The organism is Paraburkholderia aromaticivorans (genome assembly GCF_012689525.1).
Taxonomy (GTDB): Bacteria; Pseudomonadota; Gammaproteobacteria; order Burkholderiales; family Burkholderiaceae; genus Paraburkholderia; species Paraburkholderia aromaticivorans_A.
The window spans coordinates 70,269-87,385 of sequence record NZ_CP051515.1; the positions used below are offsets into that span (position 1 = coordinate 70,269).

The 17,117-nt window shown below is 61.2% G+C and carries 19 protein-coding genes; 11 read left to right on the forward strand and 8 right to left on the reverse strand.

Features of this window, described 5'->3' with window-relative positions; genetic code table 11:
* Nucleotides 1-23: 23 nt before the first annotated feature.
* On the forward strand, nucleotides 24-473 hold the full coding sequence (locus HF916_RS12100) for a hypothetical protein (protein WP_168789196.1): 450 nt from the start codon (nucleotides 24-26) through the stop codon (nucleotides 471-473).
* 530 nt (nucleotides 474-1,003) lie between these two features.
* Here the strand turns inward: HF916_RS12100 and HF916_RS12105 are convergent.
* Both HF916_RS12105 and HF916_RS12110 read right to left on the reverse strand, forming a co-directional pair.
* Entirely contained in the window at nucleotides 1,004-1,759 is a 756-nt protein-coding gene (locus HF916_RS12105) for a hypothetical protein (RefSeq protein ID WP_168789197.1), read from the reverse strand.
* Nucleotides 1,760-1,761: 2 nt separating this feature from the next.
* Nucleotides 1,762-2,211, reverse strand: coding sequence for a hypothetical protein (locus HF916_RS12110; RefSeq protein ID WP_168789198.1), 450 nt, complete (start codon nucleotides 2,209-2,211; stop codon nucleotides 1,762-1,764).
* A gap of 231 nt (nucleotides 2,212-2,442) precedes the next feature.
* Here HF916_RS12110 and HF916_RS12115 point away from each other — a divergent pair, with 231 nt between their 5' ends.
* Together HF916_RS12115 and HF916_RS12120 are read left to right on the forward strand one after the other, a co-directional pair.
* Complete coding sequence (locus tag HF916_RS12115) at nucleotides 2,443-2,631, forward strand: hypothetical protein (protein WP_206001872.1); 189 nt, start codon at nucleotides 2,443-2,445, stop codon at nucleotides 2,629-2,631.
* Nucleotides 2,628-2,810 carry a hypothetical protein gene (locus tag HF916_RS12120; protein ID WP_168789200.1) on the forward strand — a complete coding sequence of 61 codons (183 nt, stop codon included), beginning with the start codon at nucleotides 2,628-2,630 and terminating at the stop codon, nucleotides 2,808-2,810. Before HF916_RS12115 ends, HF916_RS12120 begins: the two co-directional genes overlap by 4 nt.
* Before the next feature lie 13 nt (nucleotides 2,811-2,823).
* Here the strand turns inward: HF916_RS12120 and HF916_RS12125 are convergent, their stop codons facing one another.
* From HF916_RS12125 to HF916_RS12140, 4 genes are all read right to left on the reverse strand, one after another.
* Complete coding sequence (locus HF916_RS12125) at nucleotides 2,824-3,243, reverse strand: hypothetical protein (protein ID WP_168789201.1); 420 nt, start codon at nucleotides 3,241-3,243, stop codon at nucleotides 2,824-2,826.
* A gap of 26 nt (nucleotides 3,244-3,269) precedes the next feature.
* The gene (locus HF916_RS12130; protein ID WP_168789202.1) at nucleotides 3,270-4,373 is read right to left on the reverse strand and encodes an NAD(P)/FAD-dependent oxidoreductase; all 1,104 of its coding nucleotides are present in this window, start codon (nucleotides 4,371-4,373) and stop codon (nucleotides 3,270-3,272) included.
* Nucleotides 4,374-4,512: 139 nt separating this feature from the next.
* Nucleotides 4,513-4,716, reverse strand: coding sequence for a DUF3562 domain-containing protein (locus HF916_RS12135; protein WP_168789203.1), 204 nt, complete (start codon nucleotides 4,714-4,716; stop codon nucleotides 4,513-4,515).
* A 176-nt stretch (nucleotides 4,717-4,892) separates the two neighbouring features.
* Nucleotides 4,893-5,957, reverse strand: coding sequence for a DMT family transporter (locus tag HF916_RS12140; RefSeq protein ID WP_168789204.1), 1,065 nt, complete (start codon nucleotides 5,955-5,957; stop codon nucleotides 4,893-4,895).
* Between the two features lie 318 nt (nucleotides 5,958-6,275).
* Between HF916_RS12140 and HF916_RS12145 the strand changes: the two genes are divergently transcribed.
* The 7 genes from HF916_RS12145 (at nucleotide 6,276) to HF916_RS12180 (ending at nucleotide 13,748) form a co-directional block, all read left to right on the forward strand.
* Nucleotides 6,276-6,893, forward strand: coding sequence for a lipocalin family protein (locus HF916_RS12145; protein WP_168789205.1), 618 nt, complete (start codon nucleotides 6,276-6,278; stop codon nucleotides 6,891-6,893).
* Nucleotides 6,894-6,963: 70 nt separating this feature from the next.
* Nucleotides 6,964-7,740, forward strand: coding sequence for a DUF1295 domain-containing protein (locus HF916_RS12150; protein ID WP_168789206.1), 777 nt, complete (start codon nucleotides 6,964-6,966; stop codon nucleotides 7,738-7,740).
* 63 nt (nucleotides 7,741-7,803) lie between these two features.
* Complete coding sequence (locus HF916_RS12155; protein ID WP_168789207.1) at nucleotides 7,804-8,904, forward strand: SAM-dependent methyltransferase; 1,101 nt, start codon at nucleotides 7,804-7,806, stop codon at nucleotides 8,902-8,904.
* A 532-nt stretch (nucleotides 8,905-9,436) separates the two neighbouring features.
* Nucleotides 9,437-10,036 carry a cytochrome b gene (locus HF916_RS12160; RefSeq protein ID WP_168789208.1) on the forward strand — a complete coding sequence of 200 codons (600 nt, stop codon included), beginning with the start codon at nucleotides 9,437-9,439 and terminating at the stop codon, nucleotides 10,034-10,036.
* A gap of 49 nt (nucleotides 10,037-10,085) precedes the next feature.
* Nucleotides 10,086-11,537, forward strand: a complete 1,452-nt coding sequence (locus tag HF916_RS12165; RefSeq protein ID WP_168789209.1) for a glycosyltransferase family 2 protein — start codon at nucleotides 10,086-10,088, stop codon at nucleotides 11,535-11,537.
* A 187-nt stretch (nucleotides 11,538-11,724) separates the two neighbouring features.
* Complete coding sequence (locus tag HF916_RS12170) at nucleotides 11,725-12,945, forward strand: aromatic ring-hydroxylating oxygenase subunit alpha (RefSeq protein WP_168789210.1); 1,221 nt, start codon at nucleotides 11,725-11,727, stop codon at nucleotides 12,943-12,945.
* A gap of 386 nt (nucleotides 12,946-13,331) precedes the next feature.
* On the forward strand, nucleotides 13,332-13,748 hold the full coding sequence (locus HF916_RS12180; RefSeq protein WP_168789211.1) for a rubredoxin: 417 nt from the start codon (nucleotides 13,332-13,334) through the stop codon (nucleotides 13,746-13,748).
* A gap of 42 nt (nucleotides 13,749-13,790) precedes the next feature.
* Here the strand turns inward: HF916_RS12180 and HF916_RS12185 are convergent, their stop codons facing one another.
* Together HF916_RS12185 and HF916_RS12190 are read right to left on the reverse strand one after the other, a co-directional pair.
* Entirely contained in the window at nucleotides 13,791-14,645 is an 855-nt protein-coding gene (locus HF916_RS12185; RefSeq protein ID WP_168789212.1) for an oxidoreductase, read from the reverse strand.
* A 177-nt stretch (nucleotides 14,646-14,822) separates the two neighbouring features.
* Nucleotides 14,823-15,752: a LysR family transcriptional regulator gene (locus HF916_RS12190; RefSeq protein ID WP_168789213.1), complete on the reverse strand. Its 930-nt coding sequence runs from the start codon at nucleotides 15,750-15,752 to the stop codon at nucleotides 14,823-14,825.
* Nucleotides 15,753-15,847: 95 nt separating this feature from the next.
* On the opposite strand from HF916_RS12190, the gene lysA reads away from it, so the two are divergent.
* Nucleotides 15,848-17,110, forward strand: coding sequence for a diaminopimelate decarboxylase (lysA, locus tag HF916_RS12195; RefSeq protein ID WP_168789214.1), 1,263 nt, complete (start codon nucleotides 15,848-15,850; stop codon nucleotides 17,108-17,110).
* Nucleotides 17,111-17,117: the final 7 nt, after the last annotated feature.

The window sequence follows — 17,117 nt, forward strand, 5'->3', positions numbered from 1 at the left end:
CCGCCTTCAGCACGATCCGCCTCATGACCTACCACGCCGTTACAGTCACCCTCGAAAACATCGGCGGAATAGTTGCCCAAAAAGACAAAAATGGCGCGAGAACAGTCAGAACAGCCTTTAACGTCACGGTCGCAGGAAAACGTCAGTACGCTGTACAAATAGCCGGCGCCCCCCGACTTGAAAATGGCATGGTGGTGACTGCAGTACTGCGCGATACGGAGAACTGGCAAACACTGGCAGGATGGCTAAATCACGCAACGGGCGAAATTTGTGGCGTTGAATCGCCCGGGAAATCTTTATTTTTGTGCCTGTTTGGTTTCCTTCTGTCAGTCCTGTTCACCGTCAAGATGACAAGCGGGAATGTCAGTGCGGGCGGCTTTACCTTTTGGTGCGTCGCGGTCATAGCGATGAATGCGTGGACGATTTTCTCGTGGCGCAAGTCAGCAATGATCTACCGCCTATTAAAACCCTGAGTGTGAAGATTCACTAGCATCACCCACCCGCCGCGCATCGTTATTCGTGACTGAGCCGCTATTCGCGAGTCTAGCCAAAAAACGCCCGCGCGAGGCGGGCGTTGGCATCCAATGGGCTAATTCGTCACCCCACGCGTCTCACAGATAACCCCTGACTGTATCCGTGTCGATCCAGTCTCTCGCTGCTTTTCGCCGCAGCATCAACACTGCTCCTAAGCGTAGCCAAACGCAGAGCGCTATCAGGGAGATGGCCCACACTCCCAATGCGTACAGATAGGGGGCACCTGAGACGGTCCACACGAGGCTAAAGGCCGCGATCCACTTGAGTAGGTCGTAGCCGCGCTTCTCTCGCTTTAGCACCCAGCATATTGCCAAAGGATTTGCCACTAGGCTTGCAGATGCGGCCAACCAACCTTCCCAAGGCAGAGACAAAAAACAAAATAAAGCAAGTTCTACGGCCGCCTCACACAGAAAGGCGAGGGTGAACGCAATGAGCGAAACCCGAATGCAACGCGGAATTACAGTCATGGCTATCTGAACATCGTGCTCGGACAATAATTCATCCAACTGTCAAGGTCGGAGCCTCCATTCTGATCGTACAAATAGTGGCAGTAGTCCTGCTTGTATTTGGATTCGCTTACTGGCGTGAAACTACCCGGTACGGGAGTTCCCGAGATTCTTAAAATGGAGCCGGATGCCATGTCGTCACTCATACAGGCGAACAATCCTTTTCCCGTCATTAGTTCGTCGTATGAGTAAAGATTCCATCCGCTACCAGTCTGCATGCTACCCCAGTAGAGAGACGCACTAGCAATCGAAGCGGGGTTTGAAAGTTGCAGCGTGTTTGCCAGAACATTGCCGAGCCATATCTTCGCAGAACTCATATACGGTTGAAACGACGATTGCAGATCAGCAGCGAGGGCGAGTGCACCGATTGCCGCCGCTGCACCCGGGCCAATTTCCGCCCACACAAGAAGCGTAATTGCGATCGTTCCGGTCGCGCTTATAAGGGTAAGCACGTCGCCCGGTTGCACTTTTTTGTTCGGGTCTTTCCAATCCATCGCAATACGGGTTAGTGCAGAAGTCGCCGCTAATCCGTTTGTAATGATGCGGATCGGTTGCAGCGCAGAGGAGACATTTGATACGGTCGCAATAAGACTACTGCCGTTCTGAATTATTGATATCGAATCATTTGGGCTGTTTCCTGCATTCATAAACGCTTGATACGAGGACATCGAATTCGATCCTGATTCTACCCATTGAAATACCATTTCTGCCTTTGCCATTTTTATTCGGCCTTTGATTCGGTATTCCAGGGGGCAATCGAATTCACGATTGAACTGACGGAGGGCGAAATCGACGGACTCGATCCAACTACGTAGCGATAATAGAGTTGTGTGCTCCCCGTTTTCGGCGTGTACGCGGGTTGGGCGATATACGATTTCGCTGCCGTCAGAGTGAGCGGCACGACATCAATGATCTGTGAGAAGCCCCTATCTGTTGCCATCTGGAGACTGGCGACGATATCGCCCTTCGGGTCATCAAAATTTATAATGCGTACCCAGAATATCCACGATCCGTCATCGCGCTTCAGTGCGGTTGCGCCGTTTGTCAGCGCATATCCGTGTCGCGCCGTAGCAGATACCTGAGGGTTTGCAGGCGTTGCCCTTGCAACTTGAGACGTGATGCCTACAAGGGACAAAGCGCTAGTGCGCAAAAATAGCCGTCTATTTGTCATCGTTCTTATCCGGTTGAATGGCTTGCGCCGTTTGTATATGTAGCTTTCACTACAGTCACAAACCTATCGTGATGGTGGATGTGGTTGACATCGGAGAATTCCGAAAGCTGGCTACTCTATTGGCAGAGCGATCAGGGCAGGCAGGAACAAGCCGCAGATGCCTTGGCGCGTGCGTAAGGGGAGGGGCGACGGGAATAGAAATAAGGCCGCCAAAGAAGGCAGTCTTTCTTTGTGCTGCTGGTCGATAGTGGGAAATATGCGCGGCATTTGCGGCGCATGCGGCGCCTATATCAGCAACGCCGTGGCGCGCTGGTGGACGCGATCGAGCGTCACATGGGCAACCTGGTCACGATTTCATCCGACGGCGGTGGCATGCATTTGACGATGCGGTTCGACGCGCCGCCGCGCGAGCAGACGTGAGCGCCGTCACGCGTGAGCACGGCTTGTATATCGCAGCCTTGAGTGCGTTGCGCGAGAAACCGGCACGAGACGCCGCGCACTACAACGACTTCATGCTCGGCTATGCGGGCATCAGCCCACAGGAGGCGGATGTGCTGGTGGCGAGGCTGGCTGACGTCTTACGTGGCCTGCTGAATTAAATCGCAACCGCACTCAATAAGAACGCTGCTTGATGCCCCAGCGCCCGTCCTGCCACGTCACGATCCAGACATTGCGATGCTGCGTGATGATTGAACCGTCCGCGCGATTGCGCGAATACACCACACGCAGGTGCACTTTGCGCGGGCTCACCAGCACCACGTGCTTCTCCTGATACGCAGTGTGATGCCACCCGATATCGCGCATCAGATCGTCGAAGAAGCCGGCGGGTAATTGGCCCGGCCGTTCCCAGATCACCAGTTGTTCGCCCGATAGAATGACGTGCGGGAAATGCAAATGCGCGTCCATGCCGTCGAGATCGCGCGCGTTGAAGCAGGCGGTAAAGCCGTCGATGCAGGCGAGCGCGGCAAGCGTCATCGCGGATTCGTCGATGCCGTCCTGCTGCGGGATGAACAATGCGTTGGCGTCAGCCATCGTTACGTATGAGTAAAGGCGCCCGTTCAGACCGTCTCGGCTCTGAGCCATCGGGCGAGCGTGGCGTCGTCGTCCGTCTCCAGCGCCTCCGCGATTCGCCCTCCCACCGCTGCGCCAAATTTGTAGCCGTGTCCGGAGCAAGCCGATACCACCAACGTATTGCCGAGCCGCTTCGAAAAGAAGCGGTTATCCGCTGTAAATGTGTACGCGCACGTTTTTACTTCGGATACCGTATATTCGTCGATCCGGCTGAAAGGCGGCGAAAACAGCCGCCGCAAGCGGTCGCCTTCGTCGGGCGACGCCACGCGATTCGCCTCGGGGTCGGGCGTGCGTGCTTTATTGATGCCGGCGCCAAACTTCAGACCAATGCCGTCGAGCGGCGGCAGCACATAGCCGTCGCTCGCGCCGCCGATATCGACGATCGCGGGCGCCGTCGACCACGCGTCTTCCAGATCCACTGGCGGCTCCAGATAGGCGACGGTGTTGCGATAGGTCATCAGGTTTTCGGCAAGCGCGGGAAACAGTTGCGGCGTCCATGCGCCCGCGGTGACCACCAGCCGGTCGGCACGCACGATCTCGTCGTTTTCGATGTGCACGGAAGCGGTCTTCGGATCGACCGCGTGCACCTTGGTGTGCATGCGAATGTCGGCGCCGCGCATCTTGAGCCACGCCTTCATGTCGCGTGCAATGCGTTCGCTGAAAAGTGCGCCGCCGTCGTGATCGAGGTAAGCGTAACGAAACGTGGCTGGGTCGAGAAACGGATAGCGTGCCGCTGCGTCGAGCGGTTCGAGCCGTTCATACTCGAATCCCATCCGGTCGAGGCCGGTGCGGAACTGTTCGGCGCCATCGCCTGCGAATTGCGAAATGCCGAGCACGCCGCAATTTGCATAGTGGGACACGCCGAGATCGTTCCATAGCAGGTCCCAGCTATCGAACGCCTCTTCGATGTTTCGCGCATAACCATCCGCATCGCCGTATGCGCGACGAATCATGCGATGCCGGTCGCCCGATGCGGCGAGTGGATTTGGAATCGAGCCCTGCTCGATCAGTGTGATGTCATGTCCCTGTTTCGAGAGCGACCACGCCGTGCTTAAACCGGCGATGCCCGCGCCTACGATTGTTACCCGCATGCCAACTCCCCCGAGTCGATGGTTCTGGGCCAGAGTCTATCAGCGGGAAAAAAATCAGTGCGCGTTATGTGAATTTTCGCGCGAGTCGGTCGAGGCGAACAGGTGATTCAGCAGGCGGTGGTCTCCGCGCGCCGCCGTGTCAGTGTTTGCGATTCAAATTGTCGCGAAGCTGGTTGCGTACTTTTTTCGCGGCAAAGAGCGGCACGTAGTCGAATACACGCGCGTCGTGCCGATAGCTGGCCAAGGTGTCTGCGTACATCTTCGAGACCGTTTCCGCCGGCGTGTCGGTTTCTTCGGCGATGCTTTTCACTAATTCGTCTACGTTAGGCTCGGGTTGCGACATAGATCTCTCCAAACATGCAGGCGGGGTGGACGGGTGACACGCGGACAACAGGAATTTCATTACAGGATGTGATGCGCGGCGATGCCAATTGAATCGGTCTATCGCCTGATTTTTTTCCACAGAGATTTTTGTCTTGCGATGCAGCAAGTGCCCGTGCAGCGCGGCCGAGCGAAAAATCAATGCGTATGCCGGTGGTGGATGTCCGGGAAATGCGCATGCGCGTGCGTCATGGGTGCATGGCGGTGCGGATGGGTATGCGGCTCGTCGCCGTTCCACGCGAAATCATGCTCGTGCTGGTGATGCGCGTCGTGCCGGTGACGATGCGAGTGCTCGAGCGGATCGTGCGTGTGCGGATGCTCATGACGTTCGCGAATGTGCAGCCACACGCCCAGCGTCATCAGCGCGGCGGCGACCCAGAATAGCGGCGGAGGCAGCTCCGGCCATAGCAGCCATGACAAGGTCACGCCGAATAGCGGCGCGACCGAGAAATAAGCGCCGGTTCGCGCGGTGCCGAGATTGCGCAGCGCGACGACGAACAGAACGAGACTCACGCCGTAGCCCGCAAAGCCGGTGAGCATGGCGAGCGCGACAGTCGAGAGCTTCGGCCATGCGGCGCCGAGGGTGAGCGCGAGCGCCACGTTGACCGAACCGGCCACGAGTCCTTTTACGCAGGCGATGAACATCGCGTCGTGCGTCGACACTTTGCGCGTGAGGTTGTTGTCCACGGCCCAGCACGCGCAGGCGCCGGCCAGCAGCAGCGTGCCCGGCGGCAGTCCCGCCGCGCCCGGTTGCCAGGACAACGCCACGCCGCCCGCGACGATCGCGGTCATGCCGAGGAACACCTGCACGTCGACGTTCTCGCGAAACACGATCCACGCGATCAGCGCGGTGAATACGCCTTCCAGATTCAGCAGCAGCGAACCGGTGGCGGCGGGCGTCGTTTGCAAACCCAGCATCAATAAAGCGGGCCCCGCGACGCCGCCGGCTGCGATCGCGCCGGCCAGCCAAGGGATTTCGCGTAATGGGAAATGGCTGTGGCCGGCCGGCTGCCCGGCGCCGCTGCCTTTTAGCCGGCGCGCCAGCATTACCGCGGCAAGGCCGCAGCCGCTGCCGAGGTAGAACAGCCCGGCAAGCAGGAACGGCGAGAGCGAGCCGAGCAGCGCTTTGGCGAGCGGTGTCGTCGCGCCGAACAGGGCGGCGGCGAGCAAAGCGGTGAATGGGGCGTTGAAGCGGATCGACATGAGGGAATTCGCGTGGGAGCGGGCGTTGCGGACACGATAGCGCTAACCGGATCACGCCGCTTGTAAGCTTGGCGTAAAGCGTCGCTGGCGTTCGGACAGTAAAGCTACGAAAGCGCGCAGTTTAGACGAATGTGGTCGCCTGGACGGCCAGAGCACCGAAACGGTCGCGCGTGCGCGAGGTGGTCGTCGAGCACGCTTTGCGGGTTGCTGCGTGGCCTTGCGCGAATCAGCCGCGTCGAATCACGGGCGCCGCACGCATCCAGACGGCCCTGTCGAACGTAATACGTTTATTGCCGCCACACGTTCGAGGCCGCTGCCATGCGCCGAGTTGTCTATGCCATTGCCACTGCCGCCGCCACTGCTGTTGCGTCGGTGCTGCTGTTATCGCTCACGGCTTGCTCCAACGATCCGCCCAATCCCAACCCGCGTGCAAGCGAACCGCTCTCCACCGTACCGGTCGACTTGCCGCGCTATATGGGCCGCTGGTACATCATCGCGAACATTCCGTATTTCGCCGAGCGCGACATGGTGGCGAGCCGCGCCGAATGGACACTGCGTCCGGACGGCAAGATCGACGATTCGTACTACGCCCGCAAGAAGAGCTTCGACGCCGAGGAAAAGCACTATCAGTTTCTCGACACGCCCGTGCCCGGCAAAGACGGCGGCGAGTGGAGCGTGCAGTTGTTCTGGCCCGTCCACGTGACGCAACTGACGCTTTACGTCGACCGGGACTATCGCTACACGATCCTCGGTTATCCGGGCAAAAACCTCGGCTGGATCTTTTCGCGTGAGTCGGACATGAGCGACGACACGTATCGGGCCTTACTTGCGCGGCTCGATGCGATGGGCTACGACACGTCGCGTTTCAGACGCGTGCCGCAGCGGCCGGAGCAGTTGGGCAAACCGGGCTTTGCTTCGCCGGGCGACAAGGACTGACGGGCGCGCCGCGCGCATCCGATACCACCGTCGCAGCGTATAACCCGCATCGCCGTCGAACGAGGAAACCATGCCGCCACTTGCCACCGCCGTGATTGCCCTGACCGGACTCGTCGCGATTTTCAGCGCGGTCTGGGCGTGGCAGTTGAAGAGCGAAAACGCCGGCATGGTCGATCCCGTCTGGGCGTATTCGCTCGGCCTCGTGGCGGCGCTCTACGCGGTGCTCGGCACCGGCGACCCCGTCGCGCGCGCACTGACCGCGCTCGGCGGTTTGATTTGGGGCGTGCGGCTCGGCACGCATCTGTGGAAACGCAACGCCGGCAAGCCCGAAGACGCTCGCTATCACCGCTTCCGCGAAGAATGGGGCGATAAGGCGGCAAGCAGGATGTTCTGGTTTTTCCAGATGCAAGTCGTGATTTCGATGCTGCTGTCGATCGCGTTTCTGGTGCCGTCGTATCGCGGCACGGCACCGGCTACAGCATGGATCGTGCTGGCCGTCGTGGTGTGGATCGTCTCCGTGGCCGGTGAAGCCATGGCCGACCGCCAGTTGCAAAGCTTCAAGGCTGATCCGGCCAATCGCGACGCGGTGTGCCGCGTCGGCTTGTGGCGTTACTCGCGGCATCCGAATTACTTCTTCGAATGCGTGCATTGGGTCGCTTATATCGCGTTGTCGATCGGCACGCCGTGGGCTTGGTTCACGCTGTTGCCGCCGGTACTGATGGCGTTTCTATTGCTGAAGCTCTCCGGCATTCCGTTACTCGAAGAAAGCATGGCAAAACGGCGTCCCGGTTACGCCGATTACATGCGCACCACCAGCGCGCTGATTCCGTGGCCGCCGCGGCATTGAACACGCAACCACGGCGCACGCGCACATTCAAAAAGTCCAGAAGAAGGACAGGGAGTTAGCCTCATGAGCCTATCCACCACCGACCACACCCTACCGCCATCGTCTGCCGAGCCCAGCGATGGCTGGCTCATTCAAAGCTGCGAACGCGGCTGGCTACCCGACAGCGTGATCCGCTTCGGCATGCGTCAGCTGATGCGTCAGCGCCTGCGCGATGAAGCGGCCGACAACGGCGAATTACGCGCGCAACGGTTCAACCGTCTGCTCGACGATCTGCGCGCGAGTCCGATCGCCATTGAAACGCAAGCCGCCAACACGCAGCATTACGAGGTGCCGGCGTCGTTCTTCCACGCGCATCTCGGGCCGCATCTGAAGTATTCGTGCTGCCTGTATCCGACCGGTGAGGAGACGCTCGCGCAAGCCGAAGCGGCCATGCTCGAACGCTATGCCGAGCGCGCGGAACTCGCCGACGGTCAGCGGATTCTCGACCTCGGCTGCGGCTGGGGTTCGCTGTCGTTATGGCTGGCAGCGCGTTATCCGAATGCGCGGATCGTCGCGCTATCGAACTCGCATGGGCAGCGTGCGTTCATCGAAGCGCGCGCGGTGCAGGCAGGCTTGCACAACCTCTCGGTGGTGACGGGCAACATCGTCGATTTCGAATTCGACGAAGCGCAGCTTGGCCGCGGTTTCGATCGCGTGGTGTCGATCGAAATGTTCGAGCATATGAAGAACTACGGTCTGCTGCTCGCGAAAATCGCGCGCTGGATGCACCACGACGCGAAGCTGTTCGTGCATATCTTCGCGCATCGCACGCTTGCATATCACTTCCAGGTGGAGGACGGCAGTGACTGGATGTCGAAGTACTTTTTCACCGGCGGTACGATGCCGTCGGAGGCGCTGCTGCTCAATTTCCAGGACGACCTGCGCGTGGAGCGGCAGTGGTGGGTGAGCGGCACGCATTACGAGCGCACGGCGAATCATTGGCTCGCCGCGCTCGATGCGGCGCGTGACCAGGTGATGCCGATGCTCGCCGATACCTACGGCGCGCGCGATGCGGCAGTGTGGCTGCAACGGTGGCGCATGTTCTATATGGCCGTGGCCGAGCTGTTCGGCTACGCGAATGGGAGCGAATGGGGCGTCGGGCATTATCGGTTCGTGAAGCGCTAGACGGCGGCCCGCTGGTTCCCTGATGCGCGAGCCGCGACGCGATTCGCCGGCTGTCTTTCATTGTGTTTTCACGCCCGGCTTCCTGCTGGGCATCGGCTCGCGGCTGCCGCGCGACGATTTATCGCGTCGGCAGGAAACTGCGTAGTCATCCGGGTATCAAACCTTGGGCGCATCCCAAGGTATCCCGCCGCAACGACACTGGCGTTCCGCTCGTCGTTCGCCCATTGCCGCAACCGACCCGCCTGAAATCGCCACTGACTGGATGCGCGTGCAACCAACGGCTGGCTCGACGAATGGACCGAGTCGGCCGCGCTGATCCCGCGGAGCGGCGCATGAGTCGGCGCACGTTTAAGGTGCAACGGTCCCGCTCAACCCGCGCGCACGAAATAATCCGAAACACAGTGTTAAGCGCCCGGTGGAATAAAGCGGCACACTGGGGCGTTTGCCTATACTACGGCGCGCCTGGATGTGCTACGGCCACGCCGGATTTTCAAACAGCTTTCGCAGCCATGCCGCTGCGGACGGAATAAACATGAACACGTACGCCGACCCTTTGACCGATTCGACCGGCACGCCCGTGCCATCGCGCTACACCCGCACGGCCATGGTGCTGCACTGGCTCATCGCGCTGCTGATGATCGGTAACGTCGTGCTCGGCCTGAGCGCGGATTCGTTGCCGGACGACTGGGTGCGTCCGGTGGTCGACACCCACAAGTCGATCGGCATCACGGTACTCGGTCTCGCGCTCATGCGCATCTTGTGGCGCGTGTCGCACAAGCCGCCGCCGTTGCCACGCGAGTTTCCGTCGTGGGAAAAGATCGCCGCGCACGTCGCGCATTTTCTGCTGTATCTGCTGATGATTGCGCTGCCGCTGTCCGGCTGGCTGCACGATTCCGCATGGAAAGACGCGGCGACGCACCCCATGCACCTGTTCAACCTGTTTCCGTGGCCGCGTATCGGCTATGTGATGAACCTCGATCCGGCGCTCAAGGAAACCTTGCACGACCGCTTCGGCGCCTTGCATACCTGGCTCGGCTACGCGCTCTATGCGCTGCTGGCGATGCATATCGGCGGCGCTTTGAAGCATCAGTGGATCGATCGCAAGTCGGTTCTGAAGCGCATGGTGCCGTAAGGGCTGCTTCCCTCTTATCAACCGCAACACAGACTAGCCGGCAGTCATTTTGAAGAAAACCCTGGAACAGGCTCTCGCTCTCGCTTCGCCGCGCATTGTGCCGCGTCGTACGACGCCGTTGAGCACGCTGATTCATCTGAGTGTGGTCGTATTGTGGCTGCTGCTGTTCGCGCGCGCCTTCTTTTTGCAGGGCGCGCTGGCGTGGTCGACGGGTATTGCGTACGTGGTGTACGACACTTTGCTGCTGGCGTTCGTCACGTGGAAAACACTGCCGTTGATGCGGCGTGCGCCGCCGCTCGAGCCAGACTTCGAGCGGCGCAGCTTGCCGAGCATGGGCGTGATCGTCGCGTCGCATAACGAAGCGACCGTGCTGCCGGTAACGATCGCCGCGCTGCTGCGGCAAACGCATGGGCCGTCGCAAATCGTGATCGCCGACGACGGTTCCACCGACGCGACCCGCGAACTGCTTACCGAACGCTTCGGCCTCACCGCGGCCGCCGACGGCGTGCTGAGCGCGCCAAGCGCGCTGTATCCGAATCTGTTCTGGCTGCGCGTGCCGCACGGCGGCAAGGCCCGCGCGCTGAATGCGGCGATCACCGTGATGACCACGGAAACCGTCATGACGGTCGACGCCGACACCCTGCTCGACGACGACGCTACCTACGCCATGCGCGCCGCTTTCGCGAGCGAACCGAAGCTGGTCGCCGCGGCTGGCATTCTGGTGCCGGTATGCGGCAAGTCGGTGTCGGGGCGCGTGTTCGAGTGGTTCCAGACCTACGAGTACATGCGCAACTTCATCGCCCGTTTTGCGTGGATGCGTGCGGACAGTCTGCTGCTGATTTCGGGCGCCTTCGCGTCCTTCAAGCGCGACGCGCTGGTCGACGTCGGCGGTTTCGATCCGCAGTGCCTCGTCGAAGACTACGAGCTGATTCACCGGCTGCGCCGCTATTCGGTCGACCACGATCTCGGCTGGGACGTTCGCGTAGTCGGCGAGGCGCATGCCCGCACCGACGCGCCGGACAACCTCGCCAGCTTTCTGCGTCAACGCCGCCGCTGGTTCGCGGGCTTCCTGCAGACGCAGTACTGGAACCGCGACATGACCGGCAATCCGCGCTACGGCACGCTCGGCATGCTGATGCTGCCGGTCAAGGCGATCGACACCATGCAGCCGATCTACGGCCTGACCGCGTTCGCGCTGCTGCTCGCCTTTGTGTTCGGCGGACATGGCGCGATCGTCGTGTCGATCTTCAGCGTGATCGGCGTGAAAACGGCGATCGACCTCGCGTTCTATCTGTGGAGCATCCATCTGTACCGGCGCTGGACCGGCGAGCGCACCGGCTCGAGTTTGTGGATGGCGATGCTCGCGGCGGTCGCCGAGCCGTTCACGTTTCAACTGGTGCGGCACGTGGGCGCCGCGCTTGGCTGGCTGCATTTCCTGCGCGGCGGTCGGTCGTGGGGCGTGCAGCGCCGCTCGGGACTGGTGGCGCACGACGAGAGCTGACGCGGCGCGTCGCCTCTTCAAGGGTGCATTGGGAGCCGGGCGGCGCGCTTTTATGGGCGGGCGTCACCGCGGGCCGTTGCGCGGTCCCCGAACCCATACGGCTTCGGGTTCTAGTAGACTGACGACGATGCCGCCCGCAATTTGCAGGGTGGCAACCTTCTATCCGCCGGTGCACGGAGACCCACCTATGCATGCTGTTCCCCCGCTAGAACAAGACACCGTCGATGTAACCGTCGATGCGTCGCCTGCTCAGGCCGCATCGCAGAAACCGGTTCACGCGCCGGGCCAGGCCGCCAACGACGCACCGGTGCGCGATCTGCGCCGCGTCGGTATTCACCCTGATTACTGGTATCCGCTGGCGTGGTCGCACGAGGTGAAGCGGGGCAAGACGCATGGTGTGACGTTCGCGGGCGACCCGATCGTGCTGGCGCGCACGGAGTCCGGCAAGGTGTTCGCGCTGGAGGACCGCTGCGCGCATCGTCAGGTGCCGTTGCATCAGGGCGTCGTGGATGGCGAATCGATCCGCTGCGGCTATCACGGCTGGACTTACGACTGCTCGGGCAAGTGCATCGACGTGCCGTACCTGGGCCGCGAGCGTCTGCCGAACGGCGTGCGCTCCTATCCGTGCCGCGAAATCGAAGGCCTGATTTTCGTTTTCCCCGGCGATGCCGCGTTGGCCGAACAACGGCCGCTGCCCGACCTCGCATCGGTCTCGGACAAGAAGTACAAGACGCGCAGTTTCGGCCGTCCGGTGAATTGCCATTACTCGTTCATGCACGAGAATCTGATGGACATGAACCATCAGTTTTTGCATCGCAAGCAGATGGGGCAGATGCGGGCGCGTTCGCTCGGCCGGCGGCGCGGCGAGGGCTGGGTCGAAGTCGATTACACGTTTGCGCGCATGGCCGGCCAGCAGCCGATCGGCGAAGCGATCGTGTTCGGCCAGAGCCGTAAAACCGGCGGCGACAACGACAAGGACGTGATGACGATCCGCACCGAGTATCCGTTTCAGACGCTGCAGATCCGCACGTCCGAGCAGACGCTGGTGATGAATCTGTGGATCATCTACGTGCCGCTCGATCGCGAGCAGCGCACCAATCGCACGTTCGGGCTGCTGTCGATTCGCAAACCGGGCATTCCCGGCGTGTTGAATCTCGCATGGCCGCTGCTGGTGTGGTTCACCGAGCGCATTTTCAAGGAAGACCGCGAGATCGTCGAAGCCGAACAACGCGCCCACGATTCGCAAGGCGCGGACTGGAATCACGAGGTGTTTCCGGTAATCAACGATCTGCGCGCGTTGCTGCGCGAAAATGGCGCACCGGATCAGGTAGTGGGTGCTGGAACGGGCGACACCGCAGTGATTCGCTTCTGGGATTCGCGCCACGGCAGCCCGTTGGCGAAGAGCTGATCTTTCCCCTCCAAGGGGAATTAATCCATCTCCGGACGGTAGGGAATCCAAGGGGATCGAGCAGCGATAATGGCAGCTAATGCACGGCGGTTTGCGCTATTCGACATGCGCCGGCCGCGGACCCGTGTACCATTTCGCTTTTTCCGATCTTCAAGAATAGCCCGTGACTACGCAACAAATCCCTACCGCACCCCGTAAATCCCTCACGCTGCTGCAATTGCTGGGCCTCATCGGCGCCGCCGGCCTGATCGCCGCGATCGTGCTGAACCGGTTCGTCTGATCTCCACGCAGAAGCCTCTGCGTGACGCTTCCGACCCATGCCGGCACGCCCCCAAGGAGATTCCTTGCGGGACGCGCTGCCGGCTTCATCGATATTCCGATTTGCCATGTACAAAAAGGGCGTAGCCGTAGAAATCCAGTTTTCCTCTGAGCGGCTCAACGACGGCGCGGGCGATCCCTACTGGATCGACTTGACGCAGGCTGAAGCGCAGCGACTGCTGGAGAGCCTGCAGGCTCGTCTCGCGGAAACCGGCGTGGGCACAGTCGCGCCTTTGGTGGTGAGCCTCGATGAAACACCGGCGTCGCACGCGGCCGATGCGCCGCAGGCGCCAGCCGAACCTGCCGCGTCGGCGGACGACTTCAAGCAGTGGGTCTGCGTGATCTGCGGCTGGGTCTACGACGAAGCCGCAGGTTTGCCGGACGAGGGCATCGCGCCGGGCACGCGCTGGGCGGACGTGCCGGCCGACTGGCGCTGCCCGCTTTGCGACGTGGGCAAGGAAGATTTCGCGTTGGTCGAGTTTTAAGCCCGGCCAACGGCCAACGGACTGCGTGAAAACTCGCGCGGCTTAACCCGCTCCTTCCGGAAAATCGGCGCCCACCGTGGTGGCTTCCCACGCATCGAAATCGCCGCGCATGAAGTCCACCTTCTTACGCGCCAGTTCAAGCGCCATCTTGCCGAGCAACAATCGCAGTGGCGGTGTGTCCGACAGCGCGGCGTCGATAATGGCCTGCGCGGCGCGCACCGGGTCGCCCGCCTGCTTGCCGCTGCGCGCCTCGGTCTGCTTGCGGCGCTCACCGGCCGTGGCCGCGTAGTCGTCGATTACCGTGGCCGATTGTTTGATCGACGGACCCGCCCAGTTCGTGCGGAACGGTCCCGGTTCGACGATCAGCACGTCGATGCCGAGCGGCTTCACCTCCGCCGCCAGCGATTCGGATAGACCCTCCACCGCGTATTTGGTGGCGTGGTAATAGCCGGTCGCCGCGAAACTCGTAATACCGCCGATCGACGACACATTGACGATCAAGCCGCTGTGCTGCTCGCGCATGATCGGCAAGACCGCCTTCGTGATGTCGATGAGGCCGAACACGTTGGTTTCGAACATGGCGCGGACTTCGTCGTCCTCGCCTTCCTCGATCGCCGCCAGATAGCCATAGCCCGCGTTGTTGACGAGCGCGTCGATGCGGCCGAAACGCTGCTTCGCTTGCGTCACCACGTCGTCGATCTGCTTGGGGTTCGTCACATCGAGTGGCAGGATCAGTGCGCGATCGCCGTGGGCCTCGGCGATATCTTTCACTTTCGACGGATCGCGTGCGGTGACCACCGCGCGCCAGCCGCGCTCGAGCACCAGCTTTGCCAATTCGCGGCCAAAGCCGGTGGAACATCCTGTGATCAGCCAGACGGGATTGTCTCGATTCATCATTTGGGAAACTCCTGTTGATGGTCTACGACATGTGAAAACTCATGCGGCGCGACGGCGCTATGCGTCGTTCGCGTTCGCAATCGGTGTGCTGATGTGCTTAGCTTGAAGCGTGCCCGGACTTTTTCGGTGGTGGATGTCGGCAATGGCTGGCGCGCGTTGATTCGCGAACAAAAGCCGTCACTGCTGCCTGCGTCCGGTGTGGGATTTCAATTGTAGCCGCAGCGCGGCGGCTTCGCTTTGCAGCGCTCCAACGAACTCGCCAGCCAGCGGGTGACCCGGACGATGCTCCGGCTGAATCACACTCACGCGAAACGGCAACGACACGGCGAGCGGCCGGATATGCAGATGGCGGCCCACGAAATCGAGGGCTGTCAGCGGATTGACGATCGCGACGCCAAGCCCTTGCCGAACGAAGCTGCACACGGAGACCGCCGTAGGCGTCTCGACGATCTGGCGGCGCGCGATTCCCGCTTGCGCGAAGGTCTCGTCGATCAGGATCCGGTACGGATCGTTCGACGACAGGCTGATGAACGGCTGATTGGCGAAATCCTTCAACGCGATCACACGCTTGCCGAGCAACGGATGCTCGTCGGGCAGCACGCACACTTCATCCACTTCGAGCAACGGCGTCAGGCGCGTGCCCGCGGGCGGCGCGCCATGTTCGGTCAGGCCGAGGTCGTAGCGCTGCGCGGTCAGCCATTCCTCGAGAAACGGCGACTCCTGCGTCGCGATCGACAGACTCGCGCCCGGTTGGGCATCGTGAAAGCGCTTCGCGGCGCCCGGCAAGATCGAATGTGAAAAGGCGGGCAACGCGATGACGGAAAGCTGGCCGCCCTGAAATTCGCGCAAGCTCGCGGCGGTGGACGCCACGCGTTCGAGCCCGACATACGCACGCTTGATCTCGTCGAACAAGGTCAGCGCGGACAGCGTGGGACGCAGCCGGCCATTCGTACGTTCGAACAGGGCAAAGCCGATGCTCTGCTCCATGCGCGCGAGTTCGCGGCTGACCGTGGGCTGCGAGGTGAACAGCATCTCGGCTGCTTTGGTGACGCTGCCCGCGGTCATCAGCGCGCGGAAGACTTCGATGTGCCGATGTGTGAGCGCCATGATGGGTATATCAAGAGTGAATGAGCATGCCAAAGATTGGTATTTTACTGAATGGAAGGTTTTCAGCATCATGTCGTTCAAGCTAATGCTTCGACATGAAGAGAGAAACGGGAACCGTGACACCATTCAATCCGCAACAACTCGTCGAACTCGCCCACGAGCACGGCACGCCGCTGTGGGTCTACGACGCTGACGCAATCCGCAAACGCATTGCCGAATTGCGCAGCTTCGACGTGATCCGCTACGCGCAGAAGGCGTGTTCGAATCTGCATATCCTCAAACTGATGCGCGACGAAGGAGCGATGGTCGATGCGGTCTCGCTGGGCGAAATCAAACGCAGTCTCGCGGCGGGCTTCACGCCGGATGGCGATCCCGAAGGCGTCGTGTTCACCGCCGATCTGATCGATCACGCGACGCTTGCCACCGTGATCGAGCACCGCATCACGGTCAACGCGGGCTCGCTCGATATGCTCGAACGGATAGGACGGCATGCGCCCGAAGGTCATCGCGTGTGGCTGCGGATCAATCCGGGCTTCGGTCATGGGCACAGCAACAAGACCAACACGGGCGGCGAGCATAGCAAGCACGGCATCTGGCTCGACGATGTGCCGCAAGCGGTCGAGCTGATCCGGCGTTATCGCCTGAAGCTGGTCGGACTGCACATGCATATCGGCTCCGGCGTCGACTATGGGCATCTGTCGCGTGTCTGCGATGCGATGGTCGAAGCCGTGAAGGGCCTGGACCACGATATCGAAGCGATTTCCGCGGGCGGTGGCTTGTCGGTGCCGTATCGCGAAGGCGAGCGCGAGATCGACGTCGCGCATTACATCCGGCTCTGGGATGCGGCGCGCCGGCAGATCGAAACGCATGTCGGACATCGCGTGAGGTTGGAGATTGAGCCGGGACGCTTTCTGGTCGCGCAGGCGGGCGTGCTCGTTGCTGAAGTTCACGCGTTGAATCGACGTCCCGCACAGCAGTTTGCTTTGGTCGACGCCGGATTCAACGACCTGGTGCGGCCGTCGTTTTACGGCAGTTATCATGAGATGACGGTGTTGAAACGCGACGGCGCGTTAAGCGACGCGCCGGTCGATTCGTTCGCGGTGGCCGGGCCGCTCTGCGAAGCCGGCGATGTCTTCACACAAGCCGAAGGCGGTGTCATCACGAACCGCTCAATACACACGCCCGAAGTGGGCGACTTCATCGTGTTTCACGATGCAGGTGCGTATGGCGCGTCGATGTCCTCGAACTACAACAGCCGGCCGCTTGCGCCCGAGGTGTTGCTGGAGCACGGCAAGCCGCGGCTGATCCGCCGGCGCCAGACTCTCGACGAATTGCTCGCGCTCGAAACATCGGCGTGAAATCAGC